General features: G+C 52.2%; 26 protein-coding genes. 16 read left to right on the top strand and 10 right to left on the bottom strand.

All coding sequences use genetic code 11. The features are described 5' to 3' along the window. Nucleotides 1-7 precede the first annotated feature (7 nt). The 5 genes from CLC93_RS13615 to CLC93_RS13595 all read right to left on the bottom strand — a co-directional run bounded on the left by CLC93_RS13615 (nt 8) and on the right by CLC93_RS13595 (nt 3,377). Nucleotides 8-757, bottom strand: a complete 750-nt coding sequence (locus CLC93_RS13615) for an outer membrane lipoprotein-sorting protein (RefSeq protein WP_095506529.1) — start codon at nt 755-757, stop codon at nt 8-10. Further along, nucleotides 745-1,443 carry a TetR/AcrR family transcriptional regulator gene (locus tag CLC93_RS13610; protein WP_095506528.1) on the bottom strand — a complete coding sequence of 233 codons (699 nt, stop codon included), beginning with the start codon at nt 1,441-1,443 and terminating at the stop codon, nt 745-747. The genes CLC93_RS13615 and CLC93_RS13610 overlap by 13 nt, the downstream gene beginning before the upstream one ends. 209 nt (nt 1,444-1,652) lie before the next feature. Then, complete coding sequence (locus CLC93_RS13605) at nt 1,653-2,279, bottom strand: hypothetical protein (protein ID WP_095506527.1); 627 nt, start codon at nt 2,277-2,279, stop codon at nt 1,653-1,655. A 238-nt stretch (nt 2,280-2,517) separates the two neighbouring features. After that, a complete protein-coding gene (locus CLC93_RS13600) occupies nt 2,518-2,880 on the bottom strand; it encodes a DUF805 domain-containing protein (protein WP_095506526.1) in 363 nt (120 codons plus the stop codon). A gap of 80 nt (nt 2,881-2,960) precedes the next feature. Further along, a complete protein-coding gene (locus CLC93_RS13595; protein WP_095506525.1) occupies nt 2,961-3,377 on the bottom strand; it encodes a DUF4870 family protein in 417 nt (138 codons plus the stop codon). 281 nt (nt 3,378-3,658) lie between these two features. Between CLC93_RS13595 and lexA the strand changes: the two genes are divergently transcribed. From lexA to CLC93_RS13565, 6 genes are all read left to right on the top strand, one after another. Further along, a complete protein-coding gene (gene lexA / locus CLC93_RS13590) occupies nt 3,659-4,279 on the top strand; it encodes a transcriptional repressor LexA (protein WP_095506524.1) in 621 nt (206 codons plus the stop codon). Continuing rightward, nucleotides 4,276-4,782, top strand: coding sequence for a SulA-like leucine-rich domain-containing protein (locus tag CLC93_RS13585; RefSeq protein ID WP_169903026.1), 507 nt, complete (start codon nt 4,276-4,278; stop codon nt 4,780-4,782). The genes lexA and CLC93_RS13585 overlap by 4 nt, the downstream gene beginning before the upstream one ends. A gap of 226 nt (nt 4,783-5,008) precedes the next feature. Continuing rightward, the gene (gene coxB / locus CLC93_RS13580; RefSeq protein WP_425439855.1) at nt 5,009-6,598 is read left to right on the top strand and encodes a cytochrome c oxidase subunit II; all 1,590 of its coding nucleotides are present in this window, start codon (nt 5,009-5,011) and stop codon (nt 6,596-6,598) included. Between the two features lie 11 nt (nt 6,599-6,609). Beyond that, nucleotides 6,610-8,217, top strand: coding sequence for a cytochrome c oxidase subunit I (gene ctaD / locus CLC93_RS13575; protein ID WP_095506521.1), 1,608 nt, complete (start codon nt 6,610-6,612; stop codon nt 8,215-8,217). Continuing rightward, nucleotides 8,218-8,787: a cytochrome c oxidase assembly protein gene (locus CLC93_RS13570; protein ID WP_095506520.1), complete on the top strand. Its 570-nt coding sequence runs from the start codon at nt 8,218-8,220 to the stop codon at nt 8,785-8,787. Beyond that, nucleotides 8,780-9,655, top strand: a complete 876-nt coding sequence (locus CLC93_RS13565; RefSeq protein WP_095506519.1) for a cytochrome c oxidase subunit 3 — start codon at nt 8,780-8,782, stop codon at nt 9,653-9,655. Before CLC93_RS13570 ends, CLC93_RS13565 begins: the two co-directional genes overlap by 8 nt. Nucleotides 9,656-9,662: 7 nt before the next feature. Here the strand turns inward: CLC93_RS13565 and CLC93_RS13560 are convergent, their stop codons facing one another. Then, nucleotides 9,663-9,872, bottom strand: a complete 210-nt coding sequence (locus tag CLC93_RS13560) for a DUF2909 family protein (RefSeq protein WP_095506518.1) — start codon at nt 9,870-9,872, stop codon at nt 9,663-9,665. Here CLC93_RS13560 and CLC93_RS13555 point away from each other — a divergent pair. The 5 genes from CLC93_RS13555 to CLC93_RS13535 are packed head-to-tail and all read left to right on the top strand — an operon-like array spanning nt 9,850 to nt 13,712. Next, a complete protein-coding gene (locus CLC93_RS13555; RefSeq protein ID WP_245837166.1) occupies nt 9,850-10,596 on the top strand; it encodes an SURF1 family protein in 747 nt (248 codons plus the stop codon). The two genes, CLC93_RS13560 and CLC93_RS13555, sit on opposite strands and share 23 nt — an antisense overlap. Next, nucleotides 10,593-11,132, top strand: a complete 540-nt coding sequence (locus tag CLC93_RS13550; protein WP_095506516.1) for a hypothetical protein — start codon at nt 10,593-10,595, stop codon at nt 11,130-11,132. Before CLC93_RS13555 ends, CLC93_RS13550 begins: the two co-directional genes overlap by 4 nt. Before the next feature lie 4 nt (nt 11,133-11,136). Further along, nucleotides 11,137-12,132, top strand: coding sequence for a COX15/CtaA family protein (locus tag CLC93_RS13545; RefSeq protein WP_095506515.1), 996 nt, complete (start codon nt 11,137-11,139; stop codon nt 12,130-12,132). A 13-nt stretch (nt 12,133-12,145) separates the two neighbouring features. After that, nucleotides 12,146-13,063 carry a heme o synthase gene (cyoE, locus tag CLC93_RS13540; RefSeq protein WP_095506514.1) on the top strand — a complete coding sequence of 306 codons (918 nt, stop codon included), beginning with the start codon at nt 12,146-12,148 and terminating at the stop codon, nt 13,061-13,063. Nucleotides 13,064-13,073: 10 nt separating this feature from the next. Next, nucleotides 13,074-13,712, top strand: coding sequence for an SCO family protein (locus CLC93_RS13535; RefSeq protein ID WP_095506513.1), 639 nt, complete (start codon nt 13,074-13,076; stop codon nt 13,710-13,712). On the opposite strand, the gene CLC93_RS13530 is transcribed toward CLC93_RS13535, so the two are convergent. Then, a complete protein-coding gene (locus tag CLC93_RS13530) occupies nt 13,702-14,748 on the bottom strand; it encodes a polysaccharide deacetylase family protein (protein ID WP_245837165.1) in 1,047 nt (348 codons plus the stop codon). The two genes, CLC93_RS13535 and CLC93_RS13530, sit on opposite strands and share 11 nt — an antisense overlap. Before the next feature lie 21 nt (nt 14,749-14,769). On the opposite strand from CLC93_RS13530, the gene CLC93_RS13525 reads away from it, so the two are divergent. Continuing rightward, the gene (locus CLC93_RS13525; RefSeq protein WP_095506512.1) at nt 14,770-16,110 is read left to right on the top strand and encodes an MATE family efflux transporter; all 1,341 of its coding nucleotides are present in this window, start codon (nt 14,770-14,772) and stop codon (nt 16,108-16,110) included. 48 nt (nt 16,111-16,158) lie between these two features. Here the strand turns inward: CLC93_RS13525 and CLC93_RS13520 are convergent, their stop codons facing one another. Beyond that, entirely contained in the window at nt 16,159-16,770 is a 612-nt protein-coding gene (locus CLC93_RS13520; RefSeq protein WP_095506511.1) for a DNA-3-methyladenine glycosylase family protein, read from the bottom strand. Nucleotides 16,771-16,888: 118 nt separating this feature from the next. Here CLC93_RS13520 and CLC93_RS13515 point away from each other — a divergent pair, with 118 nt between their 5' ends. Continuing rightward, nucleotides 16,889-17,776: a DMT family transporter gene (locus CLC93_RS13515; RefSeq protein ID WP_095506568.1), complete on the top strand. Its 888-nt coding sequence runs from the start codon at nt 16,889-16,891 to the stop codon at nt 17,774-17,776. Then, entirely contained in the window at nt 17,769-18,596 is an 828-nt protein-coding gene (locus tag CLC93_RS13510; protein WP_095506510.1) for a methylated-DNA--[protein]-cysteine S-methyltransferase, read from the top strand. Before CLC93_RS13515 ends, CLC93_RS13510 begins: the two co-directional genes overlap by 8 nt. Nucleotides 18,597-18,617: 21 nt before the next feature. Here the strand turns inward: CLC93_RS13510 and nfuA are convergent, their stop codons facing one another. Continuing rightward, nucleotides 18,618-19,196, bottom strand: coding sequence for a Fe-S biogenesis protein NfuA (gene nfuA / locus CLC93_RS13505; protein ID WP_095506509.1), 579 nt, complete (start codon nt 19,194-19,196; stop codon nt 18,618-18,620). Between the two features lie 248 nt (nt 19,197-19,444). On the opposite strand from nfuA, the gene CLC93_RS13500 reads away from it, so the two are divergent. Continuing rightward, nucleotides 19,445-21,961 (top strand): M14 family zinc carboxypeptidase, encoded by a 2,517-nt coding sequence (locus tag CLC93_RS13500; protein WP_095506508.1) that lies wholly within the window; start codon nt 19,445-19,447, stop codon nt 21,959-21,961. 10 nt (nt 21,962-21,971) lie between these two features. On the opposite strand, the gene CLC93_RS13495 is transcribed toward CLC93_RS13500, so the two are convergent. After that, entirely contained in the window at nt 21,972-22,688 is a 717-nt protein-coding gene (locus tag CLC93_RS13495) for a ComF family protein (RefSeq protein ID WP_095506507.1), read from the bottom strand. On the opposite strand from CLC93_RS13495, the gene bioH reads away from it, so the two are divergent. Continuing rightward, nucleotides 22,687-23,466, top strand: a complete 780-nt coding sequence (gene bioH, locus CLC93_RS13490) for a pimeloyl-ACP methyl ester esterase BioH (protein ID WP_095506506.1) — start codon at nt 22,687-22,689, stop codon at nt 23,464-23,466. The two genes, CLC93_RS13495 and bioH, sit on opposite strands and share 2 nt — an antisense overlap. Nucleotides 23,467-23,485 lie beyond the last annotated feature (19 nt).

Genomic DNA, 23,485 nt, shown 5'->3' with positions numbered 1-23,485 from the left:
TGCTGTCCTAATCTCGAAGCGCTTTCATTTGCGATTGGGAGAAAAAGTTATCGTCAATTTCGAAGTCGAACTGGGCTTGATGAGTAATTAGCTCAGTCTTTTGGTTAGGTTTGTCCGCCGGTATCATCTCCATCCTTGTTGCCATTTGGCGGCCGCCCAGGTCTTGAATGTCGTAAGTGGACATGGTGTTCACAAGCTCATCGAACTCATCGTAGTACTCAATTTTTCGCTGAATATAGGTGGATTTTGAGATCCACAAGCGCACCTTACTCCACACGACAGGCGCATCGGGGTTTGCCACGGCATCGATGACCCAAGTCGCGTCCCCGTCGAACTCAACCTCTTCGACTAAAGAGTGTTGGTAATCCACCACAATCGACGATTGATTAATCAGATCGTCATTGGTGAAATCTGAGCCCATCCAGCTTTGACCTAGCATGGATGGGGCGATCTTGATGACTCGCTCGATGCCGGGTATCCAATTCCACATTTCTTTTTTTCGTTTAAGCGAGGCGCTGCCCTTGTCTTTGGCGGGCGCGGTGATCAGCACCAGAGATAGATCGAGTCCCTTGTTCCAGCTTTTCATACTCATCGAGCGGGTCCACTCGGGGCGAGTGATTTTCATGGTGGCCTCAGTGTAGCCAGAGCTGGCACCGCGCATTTGCGCATCCGATTGGCGCACGATTTCGCTGGCATCCTGAGCCAATACGGGTAGTGCCAAAATGGTCAGCACGAGGGCTGAAATTAGTCTGCGCATGGTGACTCCTGTGATTGAAACCAAGCCGCTAAGGTGGCGCGGTCAACAATGGGTAAGCTGCCTTTAGGAGCGCCAAGGGCTCTTTCGCTGAGCTCCTGTGTGGCTTGGCAAAGTTGGTGAATCTGATCGAGTGCGGCTGGGTTTTGTTGACTGAGTAACAGCTCGGCGATGCGATCCGATAGGGCTTGGTGTGCCGACACCAGAATGGTTGCACAAGCCTTAGGGTCGGTTACGGAAAAACTGCCTTCATCAACGCCTTGGGTAATTACTTGGCTGAACAAGTTGGCTGTGGTTAGTTGAGCGGCCTGCGTGAGCTTGAGGCGATACCGCAGGTTTTCGTCGCGATATAGGCTGGTGAGCAGAACAATCCAGTTTGTCTTGTTGGCAAGCTCCCATTGAGCCGAACGTTCGAACAGTCGTTGCCATCGCTGTAGTGCGGTTAGTCCGGGCTGCAGACAGGCTGCTTTCGTGGCCTGATATAAATCGGCAACTTCGTGGTCGACTAAGCCATCGAGCAAGGCGTTTTTAGAGCTAAAGTGATGGTAAAAAGCACCCTTAGACAAGCCAACAACATTGAGGATGTCGTTGATCGAGGTATTGTCGTATCCCCTGTCGAAAAACAGGTGGCGGGCGGCGTTTAATAGCTCTCTACGGCGCTCGTCTGCTGGCTTTATGGTGCGACTCATTGTTTCCACATTGTGAGAACCGACCGACGGTCGGTCTAGTGTGGAAAGTATATTAGGAATTGCTATTTTTACCAGTGATCTGGATCAGATATTTTGCCGGAGTGGGTAGTTTTGTTCGAGTTTGATGCTTGCGAGAGAAGCTCGTGCACTAGGCCAGCTAAAAGTATAAGGCGTGCCTTTATGGCACGCCTCATACACAGTCGTGAAGTCTAAAGCCACTCGATTCCTAGCTCTCCTAGATAATAGTTTAACAACCTAATCGTGTGCTCACCGTTGGCCAAGTCTGTGCCCTTGAGCGGGTCGGGCTTTTCGACCATAGAAGGAGGAGCGGGACGGTGGGTTATGTCTGTAATAATGTGCAGTTGGCTGCCCGCATGAACACATTCAGTATGATTGAAGGTTCGCTCTGGTGGATTGCACTCTAAAATCGTTGAGTCTCGATGATCGCGTACCGAAAGATAACCATCTTCCTGAGCTTCGACAGAGTGAATCGTTGGCGCCAAATCAGAGGTAAAAGTCGATACATATCTTAGCCCAAAGGGAAGCTGTTCAATCATGTAGGTACGGGTTCGAGTCTGCTGATCCAGTGACTCTGTGTACCTGTAGTGGTTGTAGAGGTGTCTTTGGTCAGTCGAGTACCCATAATGGTTGAACGAGTTGCCTTGCATTTCTTGGTATGGACTGAGGGCAGGGTTTTGGGGCAAAACAGTCTCATTGAGGGGACCTAGTTTCCAATTATTAGGGGAGACTTCTACCCAATTCTCTGTAACGGCTTCTTCGCCTCCGCAAGCACTAAGGATAAAGATCATAAGTGCTGCTGTTGTGACTTTTTTCATTACTCGTTCCTCTGAAGTTTGCTTGCCTAGGCCTTGGTTGTGCGGAAGTATTGTTAGCGAGTAGAGTTCAGAGTAAGGATGGACGCGTCGCTGTAAACCAAGAAGTGGCCCCGGGTTTTCTTTACTTGAGAGTGCGCACAACGAGGGGGGTGAATGAGGAATTTTTTATGAGCTGGCTCGTAAACATCTTAAAAAGGAGCTCTATTGAGCTCCTTTGACTTTGGGCGCAAAGGCGCCTTTAAGCGGTGGCTAGTTTAGGATTTGCCCCATATTCGTTTTCGTCTGAATTGCTATCCAATACGCAGAAGACAAGGAGTGCAATCCACCCTAATATTGGAATCAAAACTATCAGACACCACCAACCACTTCTTCCAGTGTCGTGAAGCCTTCTCACTGTCACTGCAATTGATGGGATTAGCACAGCAAGGCCATACAAGGAGCCTAGTAGCCCTGCAGACTCACCAGCGCCAGTCATTCCATCAATCACGCCTAAAGCAATAGAGATCAAAAAACTGATGAGTGTGAACATCCAATATTCTGTTCTTCTTGCTCTTCCCGAGAATACCGCGTAGTTCTTTAGAACGTGTATATACCAATTCATTGTTTTTCTTCCTTGTTTTTGGATTAAATATTGCCTTAGTCTTTGTAGTTTTTTTGACTGAAGAGCTGTCTAAACTAGAACTAAAAAGGGTAATGAGCACCTTCCGATAGCTTCACGACACCTTTAACCATACGATAGATTTCCCAAATCCAGACCGCAAAGAGAAGCAAGTAGCCGACAAAAGCGATCACTAAGCCGAACCAATTGCCTGTGGCGCCAAAGCCTGTGCCTATTAGTATCCCAATGAAAGCAGCAATAGCTAGAATCAAACCCTTCCAGAATACGCCAATGATGTTGTCGTAGTGACTATTCATCACAGAGCAGGAGTCTGAGCCTCGTTTAACATAGGCTAGAATGACCCCTATGATCCCCAGAAAAAGTGTAAACAATCCAAGAATCATAAACACATACGAGATTATGCCGAAGTTTTTACTGTCGTTATTGAGTGCAGCTTCTTTAGAAGTTAGGTCGTTAGACGTTCCTTGTTCGATGTTCATCAATTTCCCTTTGCTAGTTATAGACTTGATTTAAAGCATCCTAGACTGCTTTTGCAGACGTTAATGAAAAAACTGTATATGCATCAGCGGCCCATATCCGGGTCTTTTATACCACTCACAAGTTGATGCTGACCACTTTGTTAAAGCAAAGTGGTGACGAAAATCAATAACTTCACCACGGGCACAGACAGATTTGAGCCCACATTTTGATTAAGGGTTGACCACAATTGATTACTGTATATACTACTGTACATAACACTGTACAAATAGACAGGTAACACATGAGACCCTTAACCCCACGCCAAGCTGAGATCCTAGAGTTGATCAAAGTCGCTATTCAGGATACTGGCATGCCACCAACACGCGCCGAAATTGCTAAGACTTTGGGCTTTCGCAGTGCCAACGCCGCAGAGGAGCATTTAAAGGCGTTAGCCAAAAAGGGTTTCATCGAGATTATGCCTGGTACTTCTCGCGGTATTCGCCTGTGTCACGACGACAGCGCCAACGACGAGCAAGGCCTACCCCTGATTGGTCGAGTGGCCGCTGGTGAGCCAATTCTGGCGCAAGAGCACGTCGAAAATCACTATCAAGTTGACCCGTCTATGTTCCGACCAAGCGCAGACTTTCTGCTGCGAGTTAGCGGCGACAGTATGAAAAACATAGGCATTCTCGACGGTGACTTGCTGGCGGTGCACAAGATGCAAACCGCCAACAATGGCCAAGTGGTTGTCGCCCGCGTCGACGAAGATGTCACAGTGAAACGATTTGAGCGTCAAGGCAGCACTGTGTTGTTGCATCCGGAAAACGATGAACTGAGCCCAATTAAGGTAGACCTGACTTGTCAGAACTTCGCTATCGAAGGATTGGCCGTGGGTGTTATTCGCAATGGAGAATGGTTATGAAGAAGCTTTTAGGTAATGCCCCGCGTCACCCTGGAATGTGGAAGTCGAACTCGAATAGCGCCAACCAAGGTCCTGTTGTCAATCATGTGCAAGTTAAAGATCAGGGTGCCGACGAATTTGCCGAAATCGCGTCTAAGCTGGCTCAACTGAGCCGCGCCGGTCAGTGGTTGGTAATGGTGGCGCCGCCCACATGGCAGTACAAACAAATGCTCATCGAAGCTGGCGTGGCCATCGACAAGGTTTTACTGGTGCACCCCAAAGACGACATCGATGCTCTGTGGGCCATCGAAAAAGCGCTGACCTCGGGCACTTGTAGTGCGGTAGTTGGCTGGGTAAATGGTTTGGACCAGCGTGACAGCCGTCGCTTGCAACTGGCGGCAGCAAATGCACAAGCCGTGGCTTACTTGATGCAACCCGAGTATGCGAGTGGTCACTTACCTGCATCCAATGCCATTTCGCAAGTCTCTCATTCTAAAAGTAATTCATCACAATCTCTGCATTAATTCAGAAATGCCTGGCGGTGGCAGGGCTCTCCTCCTGCTGCTGCATTTTCCTTCCTTTTAAAACTTGATTCAGATCACATTCGTGTTAGGTTAAAAGTGAAACACCAATAAAAATACATTCAGCAGTAGGTGCGAGGTCCGTGTTATAGACACGATGCATTCTTGAATCCTTTAGCGGTAAATTTGCCTATTTTGTGCTTCGGCACTAAATGAAAGGAGTCAGCTTGTGACGCGAATCTTGTGTTGGTTGGCGGCGTTGTTATGCGTACCGTCAACAATGGCTGCTGAATCGCCATTGAACCTAACACCAGGTGCAACTGAAATCAGTCAACAGGTCTACGACCTGCACATGACCATTTTCTACATCTGTTGTGCGATCGGTGTCATCGTATTTGGGGCCATGTTCTACTCAATGTGGGCCCACCGAAAATCCAAAGGGGCGGTAGCCGCTAAGTTCCATGAAAGCACTAAGGTCGAAGTGATTTGGACTATAGTGCCTTTTTTGATCTTGGTCGGTATGGCCATCCCAGCCACCAAAACCCTAATTGCCATGGAAGATCCTTCCAACTCGGATATCACCATTCAAGTGACTGGTTCCCAGTGGAAATGGCACTACAAATACTTTGACCAAGACATTGAATTCTTCAGCCTTCTGGCCACCACTCAAGAGCAAATCAAGGGTGCTGAGGCAAAAGGTGAACACTACTTATTGGAAGTGGATAAGCCTTTGGTTATCCCAACCGGTAAGAAAGTCCGCTTCTTGATGACCTCAGATGACGTTATTCATTCTTGGTGGGTACCGGCGTTTGCGGTTAAAAAGGACGCCAACCCAGGCTTTATTAACGAAGCCTGGACAGTGGTTGATGACCCTGGCGTGTATCGCGGTCAGTGTGCAGAGCTGTGTGGTAAAGACCACGGGTATATGCCAATCGTGGTGCACGCGGTTAGCCAAGACGACTTTGATGTTTGGGTGGGCGAGCAGCAGCAAGCGGCAGCAGCCGCAGAAGCCGAAGCACAAGCGGCGCTGACTCAGTCTTTGAGCATGGAAGAGTCCATGGCTTTGGGTGAGCAAGTGTATATCGCTCGCTGTGCCGCTTGTCACCAACCTAATGGTGCAGGTCTTCAAGGGGTATTCCCAAGTCTACTCAAATCGCCATACATCCTAGGCGACATCTCTAATCACATCGACATCGTGGTTAATGGTCAGGAAGGTACCGCGATGCAGGCCTTTGCCGGTCAAATCAGTGCCAAAGAGATTGCAGCGGTGGTGACCTACGAGCGAAACGCTTGGGGGAATGACACAGGCGATTTGATTCAGGCTTCAGACGTTGCGACCTTTAGCGGCGGTGGTTCAGCGCCTGCGCAAGCGGTCGAAGCTGCAACTGAAGCCGTCGAGCAAGCAGCAGATGCTGTGGTTGACGCTAGTGAAGCGGCAGTGGCCACAGCTGGAGCAGCGGTCGCCGAAGCAACCGAGCAAGCTCAAGAAGCGCTAGAAGACATGACCATGGAAGCTCTGATGGCCAAAGGTGAACAGGTATACATGAGCCAATGTGTTGCTTGTCACCAGCCTAACGGTCAAGGTATGCCGCCTGCGTTCCCGTCCCTAGTGGGTAGCCCGCTTATCAAGGGCGATATCAAGGACCACATCGACATTGTGCTAAACGGCAAAGCCGGCACCGGCATGATGGCCTTTGGCGCCATGTTATCCGACACCGATGCCGCTGCTGTTGTCACTTACGAGCGTAATGCTTGGGGTAATGACTCTGGCGAGTTGGTGCAACCTGCTGAAATTCAGGCCATTAAGGCCGGGCAATAAGGAGCGTAATTATGAGTACAGCGACTCATGATCAAACCGTAGCCGAGGCGCACGGTGATCATCACGACGCCCACCACGGCCCGGCGAAAGGGCTGATGCGTTGGGTACTAACAACCAACCACAAAGACATTGGTACTTTGTACTTGTGGTTCAGTTTCATCATGTTTTTGGTAGGTGGAGCGATGGCCATGGTCATTCGCGCCGAGCTATTTGAGCCAGGCCTGCAGCTGGTGGAACCAAACTTCTTTAACCAAATGACCACGGTTCACGGTCTTATCATGGTGTTCGGTGCAGTAATGCCGGCCTTTACCGGTTTGGCTAACTGGCTGATCCCTATGATGATTGGTGCGCCAGATATGGCGCTACCGCGAATGAATAACTGGTCGTTTTGGATTCTGCCATTCGCATTCGCCATTCTGTTATCGTCCTTGTTCATGGAAGGCGGCGGTCCAAACTTTGGTTGGACTTTCTACGCACCTCTATCGACTACCTACAGCCCAGATAGCACCGCTTTATTTGTGTTTGCTGTGCACATCATGGGTATCAGTTCAATCATGGGTGCCATCAACGTGATTGTGACCATTGTGAACATGCGTGCTCCGGGTATGACCTGGATGAAGTTGCCTCTGTTTGTGTGGACTTGGTTGATTACTGCCTTCTTGTTGATCGCAGTGATGCCAGTACTGGCGGGCGTGGTCACCATGGTGCTAACCGATAAGTACTTCGGCACTAGCTTCTTTGATGCCGCTGGTGGTGGTGATCCTGTGTTGTTCCAGCATATTTTCTGGTTCTTTGGACACCCAGAGGTGTACATCATGATTCTGCCGAGCTTCGGCATTATCTCAGCGATTGTACCGGCGTTCGCCCGTAAGCCATTGTTTGGCTATGCCTCCATGGTTTACGCCACCGCCAGTATCGCGATTTTGTCCTTCCTAGTTTGGGCGCACCATATGTTTACCACCGGGATGCCGGTGGCGGCGGAGCTCTTCTTCATGTATTGCACCATGTTGATTGCAGTTCCGACCGGCGTGAAGGTGTTTAACTGGGTAGCTACTATGTGGCGTGGTTCGATGACCTTTGAAGTGCCTATGATGTTCTCACTGGCCTTCATCATACTGTTCACAATCGGTGGTTTCTCTGGCTTGATGCTGGCGATTACGCCAGTGGACTTCCAGTACCACGACACCTACTTTGTGGTGGCGCATTTCCACTATGTACTGGTAACCGGGGCTATCTTCTCGATTATGGCCGCCGCCTATTACTGGCTGCCGAAATGGACCGGCAACATGTACGACGAAGGTTTGGCTAAGTGGCACTTTTGGTGCTCGCTGATTTCGGTCAACGTGCTCTTCTTCCCAATGCACTTTTTGGGACTGGCGGGCATGCCCCGTCGTATTCCTGATTATGCGCTGCAATTTGCCGATATTAACCAAATCGTGTCGATCGGTGGTTTTGCCTTTGGTCTTTCGCAGCTCATTTTCTTGGCGGTGGTGATCAAGTGTATTCGCGGCGGTGAGAAAGCCCCAAGTAAACCTTGGGAAGGTGCTGAGGGTCTTGAGTGGACTCTGCCAAGTCCAGCGCCGTACCACAGCTTTACCACGCCTCCGCAGGTGAAGTAGATGACTGAGCTCACCCAAACCAAACACAAAAAATTGACCGTCAGCCTATTGCTGGTGGCCCTTGGCATGTTTGGTTTTGGATTTGCGCTAGTACCGCTTTACGAAGTGTTTTGCGAATGGACTGGCATCAACGGCAAAACCAGTACTGAAGCAGCGGTCTATCAAGCGGGCGAGGTAGACACCTCGCGTCTGGTGAACGTTGAGTTTATTGCTCACGTATCACCGGGCATGCCTTGGGACTTTGCGCCCAAGGTGAAGCGCATGACAGTGCATCCAGGCGAGCTAAAGCAGGTGGCTTTTGAAGTCACCAGCCAAAGCGGTGATATCACTCTAGGGCAGGCCATTCCGTCGGTCAGCCCAGGTACCGCCGCTCTATATCTCAATAAGACCGAGTGTTTTTGCTTTAACCAGCAACAACTGGCGGCGGGCGGCACTGCCGATTTGCCCTTGGTGTTCTTTGTCGACCCGCAACTGCCAAAAGACATCGAAACCCTGACTCTGTCTTATACCCTTTACAACATCAGTGATCAGTTGACCGCGCAAGTGGCAAATGGAGCTCACTATGACTGAAAAAACACAAGTCTATTACGTACCCGAGCAAAGCCCTTGGCCAATTGTTGGCGCTGTGGGTTTGTTCCTAATCGCTTTTGGAGCCGGTAGCTATGTGCAAAATCTTGGCACTGGCGAAGGCTTTGGCGGCTACATTCTGCTGGCCGGTATCGCCACTATTATCTTTATGTTGGTGGGTTGGTTTAGAAACGTCATCGACGAGTCGATGGGTGGCATGTACTCGGCGCAAATGGACCGCTCGTTCCGACAGGGTATGAGCTGGTTCATCTTCTCTGAGGTGATGTTCTTCGCCGCCTTCTTTGGCGCTCTGTTCTATGCGCGAATGATCGCTGTGCCTTGGTTGGGTGGGGCGAGTAACAACGCCATGACCAACGAGGTGCTGTGGCCGGGCTTTGAGGCAATGTGGCCTTTGCTGAAAACGCCGGATGGTACCACCACTGAAGCCATGCCGTGGCAGGGTTTACCGCTATACAACACCATTATTCTGGTGGTGTCCTCCATCACTCTGCACGTGGCGCATACCGCGCTGGATAAGGGGAAACGCGGAGTCCTTACCGCTTGGTTAGGTATCACTATTTTGCTGGGTATTGTGTTCTTGGCCTTGCAGGCCGAAGAGTATGTATACGCCTACCGCGAAATGGGACTGACACTGGCCTCTGGCGTGTATGGCAACACTTTCTTCTTGCTCACCGGGTTTCACGGTCTGCACGTGACTCTGGGCACCATCATTCTGATTATCCTGTTCTTCAGAGTGCTCAAAGGGCACTTCGACAAAGAAAATCAGTTCGCCTTTGAAGCGGGCAGTTGGTACTGGCACTTCGTTGACGTGGTCTGGTTGTGTCTATTCGTGTTCGTGTACGTGCTTTAAAGCAAGGCTAATATGGCCGTGGGTTGGGCTGAACTAAGCCCAGCGCCATGGCCAATAACAATAACAATATAACCACGGCCGAAAAGGCCACCCGCCGTCCCAAATGGCGCGTCATGGAGTGGTTGCGGTTTCCCTTGAGCATTGCAAATAGCGCTTGCCCAAGACTGAAAACAATGACGAGTAGTAAGCCAATAATGAGTAGTTTGAATACCAGCATTCAAAATCCTTTTAAAAGCATCCGCTTATGGATGTTTGTTGGATTTACTCTGTCCTTGTTTGGGCTGATGGTCAAGCTGGGATTTTGGCAGCTGTCTCGCTTTGAAGCGGCAACTCAAAACCTTGAACGCTTACAAGCCGCGCAGCAGGCCGAGCCCTTAGACGCCACCAAGCTGTGGCAACAAGGCGATTGGCAAGGCTATTCGGTGCGCTTGAGTGGTCGTCTTCAAAATCAATCCTACTGGTTGTTGGACAACCAAGTGTATGACGGCAAGGTCGGCTATCGCTGGTTGGCGCTATTGGACGTTGGCTATCGCCAAGGGGTGCTGTTAGATCTTGGCTTTGTTGAGGGGGATAAAGCTCGTCGTACGCTTCCCGAGCTTCCAACCCTTAGCGTCGAGCAACATATTCAAGGCCGTTTGTACCGCCCCCACAGCAATCGTTTTAACGCTGAACTCGCTGCCGAAGCAGGTTGGCCCAAGCGCATTCAAGCGCTGCAAATCGACGCCATTGCCGCCCAGTCGGAATTGGAACTATCACCCTATTTGGTTCAGCTAAAAGAAATCGAAGCGCTGAGTCTCACCCCAAATTATCAAGCCCAAGTGATGCCGCCCCAAAAGCACAAAGGTTATGCCATTCAGTGGTTTACCATGGCAAGCGTGCTCGCAGTTGTGGCGTCTATTTTTGGTTACCGCCAATGGTTTGCCCACAAGGAGTTAGCATGAGCATCCAACCTCACCAAAAGACCTTTTTATTGATTGTATTGGCCTTTTTGTTGCCCGTGGGCGTGGCCAAGCTGTTTTTGAGCCAAGAGTGGTATCAAGGCGGTGTCACCAATCACGGTCAATTGATTGAAGCTCAGAGCTACCAAGACATGGCGTTGGAAAATCCAAGCCCAGGCAAATGGCAGTTGGTCTACGCCCACCCCGAGCAGTGCCTACAAGTGTGTCAGGCCGATCTCACCTTGTTGGCCAACTCAATTACCGCTTTGGGACGCTTAAACGAGCGCGTAGAGCCTGTGGTGTTGGTGCCAAGTGCGATGGCGCCACAGACCCGCCAGACCTTGCGCGATTCAGGCTTTATCTTGGCCGAACATCCCGCGCAAATGCCGATTGGCTTGGGTGATAGCGCGATTGTCGATCCTCTTGGTAACTGGGTGCTGAGTTATGACCAGCAAGGGCTTAAAAGCGAGCAAGCTCGCAATTCGCGCGAGCGCTTTTTGGATGTCAAAAAGCTCCTAAAAATGAGCAAGGTGGGCTAGGGCTATGAGTATTAATCGCGGTTTAGTGTTCTCTTTAGGCCTGGCGATCTGCGTAATTCTAATGGGGGCCTTTACTCGATTGGAAGACGCGGGTTTGGGCTGCCCGGATTGGCCCGGTTGCTATGGTTTTGTCACCGTGCCCACTCAGGCTGAGCATGTGCAAGCGGCTGAAGCGGCGTTTCCCGAGCGCCCGGTGGAAGCATACAAAGGCTGGCTCGAGATGATCCACCGCTATATCGCCTCGGGGCTGGGTTTGACCATTTTGTTGTTAATGGTGCACTCACTGCGCCAAAAGAAACTGGGCCACAAAACCCAGTCCAAACTCGCCACGACTCTTTTTGCCTTGGTGTGCTTTCAAGGGGCTTTAGGCGCTTGGACAGTCACCATGAAGCTGTTGCCGCAAGTGGTAATGGCGCACTTACTGGGCGGGTTTACCGTATTTAGCTTGCTGTTCTTGTGGTGGCTGCGCCGCCAAATGAGCGAGAGCAGCCTACAAGAGCCTGCCCTAAAAGCACTAGCACCTCTGGCAAGCCTGGCCTTGGTGCTCTTGGTAGGACAAATCATGCTCGGCGGCTGGACTTCGGCTAACTACGCCGCTACTGCCTGTACCGAGCTCCCCATGTGTGAGGGCAATTGGCGCGAGCGTTTAAATTTCGCTGAGGCCTTTTCACTGCCATCCGGCGAGCACGACAGTTACGAGTTTGGGGTGATGGATTACAGCGCGCGCATGACAGTACACATCAGTCATCGCGTTGGTGCTGTGGTGGTCAGTCTGGTGTTACTGCTGTTGGGTTGGCGCATGCTGCGTGCCTGCCAAAATCCGCTAGTACGTCAGGCAGCCTGGCTGATGCTAGCTCTGCTTGTGGTTCAATTTGGTCTGGGTGTTAGCAACATCGTATGGCAACTACCGCTAGCGGTTGCGGTGGCTCACAACGGCGGAGCGGCGTTACTGCTGCTCTCATTGGTTCTGATTAACTATCTCAGTTGGCGTAAAGCCTAAGCAAGGAGGCCTCATGGCTAAAACTCTGCAATCTAGCGCTGTAGCGCCAAGCATGACATTCAGCCTACCTTGGCGGGATTACTTAGAAATGACCAAGCCCAAGGTGGTGGCCTTAATGCTACTAACGGTAGTCGTTGGCATGTGCCTAGCTGTGCCAGGAGCTGTGCCGCTGGATAAGCTGGTATTTGGCTTAGTGGGTATTGGCGCCATGTCCGGTGCCGCGGCCGCATTCAACCACGTAATTGACCGTCGCATCGACGCGATTATGGCGCGTACTCACAAGCGCCCATTGCCTGAGGGCAAGGTGACCGTGGGTAAAGCTGTAGTGTTTGCCTGCCTATTAACCGGGGCAGGCTTTATCATGCTGTACGCTTTGGTCAATCCACTGACCGCCTGGTTAACCGCCGCTAGCTTGGTTGGCTACGCGGTTATCTACACCAGTTACTTAAAACGCGCGACCCCGCAAAACATTGTTATTGGTGGTTTGGCCGGTGCGATGCCGCCGCTGCTAGGTTGGACCGCGGTGACCAACGAGTGGCATGGCCATGCTTGGTTGCTAGTGATGATCATCTTTGTTTGGACGCCGCCCCATTTTTGGGCGCTGGCGATCCACCGTCGTGACGATTACGCCAAAGTGGGCGTACCCATGCTGCCGGTAACCCACGGCATTAGCTTTACCAAAACCGCGGTGTTCTTGTACTCCCTACTATTGGGCGTCGTGTGTTTGCTGCCGGTTTTGGTAGGTATGAGCGGCAACCTCTATTTGGTTGGCTCAAGCGTGTTGTCGGGGATGTTTATCTACAAGGCTTGGCAGCTTAAGTATCAGGACAATCCCAAACACGCCTTCGGTTTGTTTAAGTTCTCTATTGTGCATCTGATGGCGCTGTTCATCGTGTTGCTTAGCGATCATTACCTTCCAATCAGTGTATAGGAGCATAGCCATGGGTAAGGCGGTCAATTGGGTATTTGGATTGGTGGCGCTAATCGCATTAGGTGCAGGGGTGTTCTTGCAGCAATACAAGCCTGCGCCAACTCCACCGCGTTCGGCTTTGGTATACCCAGTACCGAAGCAGCTAGCGCCGTTTCAGCTGACCGATCAGAACGGCCAAGTCTTTGACCAACAGCGCCTTAAAGGCAAATGGAGTCTGTTGTTTGCCGGCTACACCTTTTGTCCGGATATCTGCCCGACCACCTTGTTGCAGCTAAAGCGCGCCCATCAGCAGGTGGGCCTGCAGGACCAGTTGCAAGTGGTGTTAGTGTCTGTGGACCCTAAGCGCGATACTCAGCAAAAACTTAAGCAGTACATGGACTACTTTAATCCTGAGTTTGTGGCGGTGCGGGGTGAGCACCCTCAGCTATACCCGCTGACACAACAGTTGGGTTTGGTGTACGCCATGAACGGTGACGACCCAGAAGATTATCAGGTCGATCACAGCGCCGCAGTGGCCCTGATTAACCCCCAAGGCCAGTTAGTGGCGCTGCTTAAGCCCAAGGATTTCAAGCCAGGTGAGCTGGCGATGGTGAAAGCCGACGATGTGGCGCATGACGTCGGCGTGTTGATCGAGGCGGCTAGCCTTTAGGAAAGCTACCGTCGGCCTTGGCTCTGAGCCAAGGTTGCGAAAACCAGTAGTAACCCTTACTCGATAAGCTAGGTGCGGTGCAGTTGTAGCGCGAGCGACCAATGCTCAGCGGCTGGTCTGCTTTTACGGTGAACTGGTTATCCGACACCCAAGTCGGTGCTTTCGCTCCTTGCCCTTGCACAAAGCACATCAATCCATTCTTGTTGATATCTTTTGTGTTTAGAGTAACGGTCAGTACAGGACGGCTATCCTCGTGAGCTAATACTGGGTTCTCGGGTGTCACCGACTCAATCTCAAACGCTCGACTACTGACTTTAAGTTTAAAGCTGTCCATGTCGGCAAAGGCATCGGCCATGGGAAAACGAGGCAGAGCTTGTAGATCGCTAGTCAACCCCACGGCACCTGAGTGTTGGCCAATGCCCACATAGCCCATTTGTTTGAGTAGGTTTTTCAAGTCCGCATCAAATTCGCCGAAAGGATAGGCTAGGGTTTTCCAGGATTGGCCCGTGTATTTCTCAATATCGCGCTCGGCCTTTTGCAAGTCGCCCTGAATTCGAGCCAGCCACTGACTGTGGGTTTCGTCAGTGCGACGATGGACCAAGTGATTGTGCGACCATGAGTGATTGGCAATTTCCGCACCTTCGTCCGCCATTTGTTTGAGGGTCTGCCACGACATCATGGGGCGCTGCTTTTGATGAATCGGCTCCGCGGCAACAAACACAGTGTAAGGAAAGCCGTGTTGGCGTAAGATCGGACGCGCGTTGTCGAAGTTGTTCTGATAACCATCGTCAAAGGTGATCACCACAGTGTTTTCTGCCAGTGCTTTACCTTGCTGAATGGCGGCGACTAGCTCAGATAAAGCGATGACCTGAAAATTTCGGTCTTTGAGGTACTGCATTTGCTGCTCAAAGGCTTCCACTGTCAGACTAGTGGAGCGAGGGGTGTCGTCTGCGACGTGGTGGTACTGCAGGATTACCGCGGCTTTGGCGCTTACGGCGGCCAAACAAAGGGCTAGACCCACGAACAATTGTTTCACTTTTTACCTCTAAGGAATGCTATGAGTCAGAGTGCGCTGCAAGCGGTCAACCACAAAGCTGTGTTGGCGTTAGCGCTGCCGATGATCCTATCCAATATCACCTCGCCCTTGTTGGGTTTGGTGGACACCGCGGTCATTGGTCACATGGACCAGCCGTATTACCTTGGCGGTGTGGCGGTCGGATCTATGATTATAACCCTGATTTTCTGGCTCATGGGGTTTCTGCGCATGGCTACTACCGGCAAGGTAGCCCAGTCATTCGGCGCCAATGATAGCGCAGCGCAAATTCAATTGTTAGCTCAAGGGCTTATGGTCGCTCTGGTGATCGCTTTTGGGATTTTGCTGCTGCAATGGCCGATTTGGCAGTTAGCTCATTGGCTGGCGGGCGCCAGTGCCGAGGTCAGCGAGCAAGCGCAGCGCTATTTTGAGATTCGAGTATGGGCCTCACCGATGGCCTTGGTGAACTTGGTGCTAATGGGGTGGCTACTTGGACGACAGAAGTCCAAGCTGGCGATGTATGCGGTCATTCTGACCAACTGCTTGAATTTGACTCTGGATCTCTGGTTCGTCATCGGTCTTGGTTGGGGCGTGGCCGGAGTGGCCTGGGCCTCCTTGCTGGCCGAAACTGGCAGCATGTTGTTGCTCTTGTGGTTCACTAGAGGGCAACTGCGCAGTCTTGGCGAGACTTGGCTAGGCACGTTACAAAAGTACGCCAAACTGGCTGGCCTTGGCAGCTTGCTAGCGCTCAATCGCGATATCTTCATTCGCAGCGCTTGCTTGCAAGCCGTGTTCTCCTTCATGACCTTTCAAGGGGCGCGCTTAGGCGATATTCCTCTGGCGGCTAATGCGATTTTACTCAACTTCCTGATGCTAATTTCCTACGCGCTGGACGGCTTTGCCTATTCGGCTGAAGCTCAAGTGGGCCGTGCTTATGGCCAGGGTGAGAATCAGGCTCTCAATAAAGCGGTGCGATTGAATCTGATTTGGGGCTTTGGCTCAGCTCTGATATTCAGTTTGGCCTTTGGCTTATTTGGCTCGGCGCTGATTCATTTGATGACAGGAATCAGCGAAGTACGCGAGTACGCGCTGACCTATCTACCTTGGGTGGTGGCGCTGCCTTTGCTGTCCTTCTTGTGCTACTTGATGGATGGTATCTATATCGGTGCCGCCAAAGGCCAGCAGATGCGCGACAGTATGATCTTCAGCGCCTTTGTGGTGTTTTTCCCACTGTGGTGGTTAATGTCTGATTTGGGCAATACCGCACTGTGGGCAGCCTTGTCGGTATTTATGCTGGCGCGAGGCATTAGCCTATACGGCCATTACCGCTGGCGTCTTGCTCGAGGTGGTTTTATCAGCCGCTAGCTGGACAGGGTTTATGGGCTTATAGGGGTCAGCTTCTTGGTCACAGCCTTAAGTAGGGGCACCCTGGTAATAGTGCCAAAGCAATAGGGAACCAGCGCTGCGATAAGGCGCCCAATGCTCGGTCAGCTCTCTTGCCTGCTTGGCACTCGGACGCTCATCCAATCCTTTGAGCCTAGCGAGTGCGGTTTGCAGTGCGATGTCATCGGCGGGAAATATGTCTTGTCTGTGGTGCGACACCATCAAATAGATCTCAGCACTCCAACGGCCAAAGCCTTTAAGTTGGGTGACAGCGTCAATGGCATCGGTGTCTGACATGGAATCGAGCGAATCCAAATCCAAACTACCCGACACTAGGGCCTGGGCCAAGCCTTGGGCGTATTGGCGTTTTCGGGCAGACAAACCCGCAGCTATGATGGCTTGCTCGTCCAGACTTAGCCAAGTTTGTGCATCTCCACCATCGAGTAGAACGTCCAAGCGCCCCTGAATCGCTCGTGCCGCGTGCACTGAGATCTGCTGACTGACAATAATGTTCAGTAGCGTGCGAAACCCCGCTGGACGAACTCGCGCCGGCGGTGCGCCAAGGCTTTCAAAAGCTTTGGCCAAATCGGCGTCGAGCTGGCATAAAAACGGCAGTTGTTGGCTCAGTTGATCGTCGGTCATGGTCGCTGTGCAAGAATCGGGTGGTCAGCCGGTGTCTATTGCCACTATAGTGGCTAGACCCGAAACGGCCAATGCCTGTTTGGGTTTGATTGAGATTATAGGTTTAGCAGGAGAACGCATGGGCTGGCAAAGCGCTGTCCAATTAGTATTGCTGGCAGCTATCTGGGGTAGCTCATTTATGTTCATGCGCGTCGCGGTGGACGAGTTTGGGGTGCCCTTGCTGACCGAGCTGCGTTTGTTATTGGCAGCGATTTTCTTGGCCATCGTCGCGCTAATCACCAAGCGCGTGTTAAATGCGCGCCAGTACTGGCGCTATTTTCTGGTGGTGGGGCTACTTAACTCCGCACTACCTTTCTTGCTCTACAGCTACGCCGCCACCCAACTGTCGGTGGCCATGATGGCGATTCTCAACGCTACCGCGCCCATGTGGGGCTCGGTGGTCAACGCGGTGGACCAAAAACGCCTGCCACAAAAATCGGAAGTGTTTGGCTTGTTATTAGGCATATCTGGCGTGGTGATTCTGACCTCAGATGGTGCTTGGCAGGCCAGCACTCTAGGGTTACTAGCCGCCGGCTTTGCCGCATTTTGCTATGCCTTGGCGTCAAACTACGCCTCCAAACGGGGCAAGGCAGCAGGGGCGTTTGGTAATGCCCACGGTTGCTTGTGGGCGGCGGCTATTTTGTTGATGCCACTGCAACCGACCAATCTGCCGGATGCGCTTCCTAGCCTAAACAGCTCCTTGGCCGTGTTGGCTTTGGGCATCGTTTGCTCGGGTGTGGCTTACCTGCTGTATTTCCGCCTTATCGATCAAGTTGGGGCGACCTCGGCCTTGTCGGTGGCTTATTTGATTCCGCTGTTTGGCATGCTGTGGGGCTGGTGGTTCTTAGGCGAGTCTATCGGTTGGCACACACTCCTTGGCGGGCTAGTTGTAGTTAGTGGCACCATGCTGATCACCGGCTTTAATCCGCTGCAATGGTTTAAACAAAGGAGGCGTGCCCATGGATGAGGTATCTCGCGCTTATCAGCAGATTGGTCAGGCCATCGAGTATTTACAGGCTAACTTTCAAGACCAACCCGAGCTGGGGCAAGTGGCTAGCGCAGTGGGCATGAGCGAGTCCAACTTGCAGCGGCAGTTCAGCCGTTGGGCCGGGGTGTCGCCTAAGCGGTTCTTACAGTATCTCACCAAGGAACATGCGCTCGCAGCGCTGAAACACAGCGACTCAGTGCTTGAAGCCAGTTTGAGTGCCGGGCTATCTAGCCCAGGTCGATTGCACGATCTGATGGTGACTTGCGAGGCGCTCACGCCCGGTGAAATCAAGCGCCGTGGAGAGGGGCTAAATTTGGGCTATGGTGTGGCAGCGACGCCATTTGGTGAGGCCTTGTTTGGTTGGAGCGAGCGCGGGCTTTGCTACCTCGCTTTTGTCGATAATGAACAGCAGCCGTTAGACCGTCTAAAGACCAGCTGGCCACTTGCCAATTGGCAGGCGGGAGACGCCCAACCTTGGGCGCAGCGAGTGTTTGCCAACTCGGGCAATGAACCTCTACATTTGCTACTCAAGGGAAGCAACTTTCAAATAAAGGTGTGGCAAGCCCTGCTTAATGTCGCCCAAGGGGAGTTGGTGTCCTACGCCCAACTGGCGAGTATGGCCAATTCACCCAAAGCGTCACGCGCGGTAGGCTCGGCCATGGCGGCCAATGAAATCGCGTATTTGATCCCTTGCCATCGAGTGATCTTAGGCAGTGGAGAGGTAGGGCATTATCGTTGGGGAAGTGAGCGCAAACGCATCATGCAGGCCTGGGAGGCCGCGCAACGCGCTCGCGCTTAAAGTCCAAGCTACAAGCTTGTCTTATTGGTAAGAGTGCTCGCCGTGTTGGTGCTCGGTAGCATCGCGCACACCGGTGATCTCGCCAGCGAAACGCTCAAGAAGCTGACCTTCGATACCGTCTTTGAGAGTCACATCTACCATGGAACAACCGTTACAACCGCCGCCGAATTGGATCACAGCAACGCCTTCTTCGGTGATTTCAGTCAGTACGATGTGACCGCCGTGGCTGGCCAATTGCGGGTTGATTTCCGCTTGAATCACATAATCCAAACGCTCGGCTAGCGGCGCATTATCAGACACTTTGCGCATCTTGGCGTTTGGTGCCTTAAGGGTTAGTTGGCTGCCCAGTTGGTCGGTAACAAAGTCAATTGAGGCGTCTTCTAGGAAAGGCGCGCTTTTGTCATCAACCATGGCCTTAAAGCTTTCAAATTCTAGTTGAATGTCTTCTTCTTCCACAGCGTCAGGCGGGCAGTAAGACACGCCGCACTCGGCTGATGGAGTTCCAGGATTAATTACGAACACACGAATGTGGGTGCCTTCAGGCTGGTCGGCCAACAACTTGGCGAAGTGCGCCTGGGCAGACTCGGAAATGGCAATCATTACAACCGCTCCATTAGCTTTATCTGAGTAAATTAGTCAAGAAATAGACGCCAATCATACATGGCTTCAAACTCAAGCGGTAGTCTTTGTACTCTTGGTTACAATCGCTTTGGGACTTTCGACACATTTGGCAACAGCTAAAAATTCGCCAATCAGCAGCGACAATGATAACGTGAGCCTGCAAGTGCGCTTCTCGTCGCCTTAATCAATTACGATAAAATTAGAATAATAAAGGACTTAAACTCGCTATGAAGTTCAGAGCCCTGTTGCTGCTGATGGCCTGTTTGGTATGGCCGTCCGCTTTCGCTAACCCTGTATTGCCCGACGTGAGTTATCAGTCTGATATCACTCACCCAACCGACTACCTTGGTTACCCCGTAGGTGAATGGCACCTGCGTCACGACCAACTCAACGGTTACATTCAACTGATAGCAGCTCAAAGTGAGCGCGTTGCCCTGTTAGACAGTGGCTACTCCCACGAGCGTCGCGCTCAGCGTAGTTTGCTCATCGGCGACCCAAGCCTAATCGCCAACAAAGAGCAATTGATGGCCGAGCGCGCCAAGGTGCGCACCGGTGCCAAACAAGACGGTCCAACGGTGATTTGGCTGGCCTACTCAATTCACGGTGATGAAGCCAGCGGCGCGCATGTTGGCATGCTAATGAGCTATTACTTGGCCGCCAGTGAAGAAGCCTGGGTAAAAGACCTGCTCAAGAACAATCTGGTGCTGATCACTCCAAGCCAAAACCCAGACGGCATGGATCGTTTCGCCAACTGGGCTAACGCCCACAAGGGCCAAAACATCGTCTCGGATAACCACCACAGAGAGCACAAACAGCCTTGGCCGGCGGGTCGTGTGAATCACTACATGCAAGACCTTAACCGCGACTGGTTGTTCTTGCGTCACCCTGAGTCACAAGGGCGTGTGAAGTTATTCCAACAGTGGTTGCCACACGTGGTGGGTGATTTTCACGAGATGGGCCACAACTCCACCTACTTCTTCCAGCCGGGCGTTCCAAGCCGCACCAATCCGCTAACGCCAGCAATGAACCAAGAGTTAACCGCCCAAATTGCCAAGTTCCACCAAAAGGCATTGGACGGCGTGCGTCAGGCGTATTTCTCTCGCGAGCGTTTTGATGATTTCTTCTACGGTAAAGGCTCGACTTACCCAGACATTAACGGCTCGGTGGGCATCTTGTTTGAGCAAGCCTCGGCTCGTGGCCACGCACAGGACTCAGACAATGGCGTGTTGACCCTACAGCGCGCCATTCGCAACCAATGGTTGACCTCGATTTCTACTTTAGAAGGCTCGGCGGCGCTGGCTGATGAGCTAAAGAGCTACCAAAGCGAATTTTTTAAAGAAGCGCTTGCCAACAGTCGCTCGCGCAAGGGTTACCTGATTGAAGCTGCCGGTGATAGCTACCGCCGCGATCAGTTGGCAAGCCTGCTTACCCAGCACAAGGTTGAGTTTCGTTACTTAAAGCAGAACATCACTCACAAGGGTGAAACCTATACCCCGGCTGGCGGTTTGTACTTGCCGTATCAGCAAGCGCAGGCGCCACTGTTGCACAGTCTGTTCGACAGTCGCACCGAGTTCGCTGAGAACGTGTTTTACGACATTTCGTCGTGGCACATGGCGCGCGCCTTTGACATGAGTCTGGGCGAAGATGCTTCGCCAAAATCGGCGCAGCTAAGCGATACCGCACCGCGCGGCGATTATTCACTGAACGACGACGCTCTATACTGGTTGGTGGATTACCGCCACGGTCGCGCTCCGGCATTGGCGCAAGCGCTAACGTCGCAAGGGGTTGTGGTTAAGTCCGCTACCAAAGGCGCCACGTTGACTTACCGAGGCAAGCCGCTGAGTTTGTCGGCCGGTTTCTTGATGATCCCATCGGATCAGCCTAAGTACACGCCAGCCGAGTTGCAGACACTAATGCAGCCTATGTTGGAACAGTATCAAATTGAGGCGATTGCCGTAGACAGTGGTGCCGCCGCTTCTGGTTCGGATTTGGGTAGCCCTGAATATCGCGCCATTCGCCCGGTGAAGTTGGCCATGTTGGGCGGTGCTGGGGTAAATCAGTTGGCCTTTGGCCAGCTGTGGTACTACCTAGACCGCACCATGGACACCCCAACTAGCATTGTGGACAAGCACCGTTTGACGGCACCTGTGCTAAAGCGCTACACCCACTTGGTCTTAAGCGACGGTAGCTACCGTGACTTGAGTTCTAACCAAGTAACCGCGATTAAAAACTGGCTTCGCAATGGCGGTGTGCTGGTGGCTTTGCAAAACGCTGTTCCTTGGGCCTCAGAACAAGGCTTACTAAGCGTTAAGGTTAAGCAAAAGCGCGACTTTGCCGAATTGTTTGACGGCTCTCAACTCAGCTATAGCGATCGCGATGCCTTCAACGCCAAGAAGGCGGTGGGTGGTGCGATATTACAACTGGATTCTGACCCGTCACACCCCTTGTTGTTCGGTACTCAAGGCGAGCGCTTGGCCGTGTTGAAAAACCGCGCCATCACTTTAGGCATGCCGAGCAGAGCCTTTGCCAGTGCGGCGAGTTACGCCAAGTCTCCGCTACTGAGCGGATACCTAGCCAAGGAATACCAGCAGGCTTTTGCCGAGCAAAATGCGCTGATGGTCGAAGCCTACGGTCAAGGTCGTGTGGTTGCCGCCGCTGACAACTTAGTGTTCCGCAACATTTGGCTGGGCACTGAGAAAATCATCGCCAACAGTGTGTTGCTAACGCCAAATATGGCGCTGTAACACCCGCAAGTCAGCTTTGGGTTTGGGTGCGAGCCAGCACCCAAACCTGTATCTCTTCACAATCTTTCTCCACCAGTTGCACCAATGACTGGGCGGTTGCTCCCGTTGTCACCACATCATCTACAATCGCCAAACGCTGTGGTGCGGTTTTTTGTTGACTGAACACGCCTTTCAGATTCGTTAGTCGTTGGCTTCGAGTTAAGCCTTGCTGTGAGCGTTTGAACTTTGCCTGAAACAAATCAACCACAGGCAGCCCTAGCATGTGTCCCAAAGTGAGGGCGATGACTTTGGACTGGTTAAATCCTCGTTTTTTAAGGGCGAAATGAGACGCCGGCACTGGAGCGATGGCATCCACCATAGGCAGTAAACCCGATTGCCACAGACTGCGCAGGCGCAACGCAAGTATGCGACACAAAGGCATGAGCCAGGCAAACTGACCATAGCGTTTAAACGCCGCCACCCCAAAGCCGACTTGAGAATGAAATAACACCCCATGCACCACCAACAACTGCTTGTTACGCCGACAAACCGAGCACAACAAGGGTGGCTGTAACGCTAAGGGTTGAAAACAGCCCAAACACCTTTGGGTCGATGTGAGTTGCTCGCTAAAGCAATAGTCACAAATCCCATGCTCGTGCGCGCTGAGCCAATGCTGGCACAGCAGGCAGCGCTTGGGTAAACTGCCCAGCCAGACCACGAGCTTTTTCCGCCAATAAGAGAAATTCATGTCATCCAATATAGCCGTCGATGCATTGCCAACGCCCTCCGCCAAAGGAGTGAATTTGAGCCATTTTCCAGTCTTGGCGTTGCACGGTTGGGGTATGAATCCGGCGGTTTTCGCCGGCTTATCAAGCCATGGGCTAGCGCTTCAGGCGCTGCCATTGCCAGGGCATGGCTCTGCCTCCACTAGCGGGGCTCAGCTGAACGATTGGGTCGATGCGATTGCCGCTCAAATCGACCAACCTTGCGTCTTGTTGGGCTGGTCGCTTGGTGGCTTGGTGGCCAGTCAATTAGCCCTGCGCTATCCACAAAAGGTGGTGGGCTTGATTACGGTGGCTAGCAGCCCTTACTTTGTCGCCGATAGCGATTGGCCCGGTACTCAACGAAGAGTACTCAAGCAATTTCAGCGCGCCTTGAGCCAAGATCTCAAACTCACCCTAGAGCGTTTCTTGGCACTGCAAGCCATGGGTAGTGAAGGTGCTCGCGAAGATATTCGCCGCTTAAAGCAGGCGGTGCTGGCCCAAGCGCTACCCAATCAACAAGCGCTGGCGGACGGCCTAAAGCTGCTGGAGAACTGCGATATGCGCGACGACTGGAGGGCAATTGAGCAGCCTTGGCTCAGAGTCTGGGGGCGGTTAGATGGTTTGACTCCGGTTGCGCAAAAGGATGCGCTGTCGCTGGACAAGGGTCAGGACTGGGTATTAGCTAAGGCCAATCACGCGCCGTTTGTGTCCCATCCGCAGCTGTTTTGCGATGGCATCAAGGCGTGGCTAGGGCTAGACTAATCCTCTTTTCTTTCAGTGA

This window comes from Paraferrimonas sedimenticola, assembly GCF_002282855.1.
Taxonomy (GTDB): Bacteria; Pseudomonadota; Gammaproteobacteria; order Enterobacterales; family Shewanellaceae; genus Paraferrimonas; species Paraferrimonas sedimenticola.
This window is presented reverse-complemented; position numbering and strand designations above follow the sequence as displayed.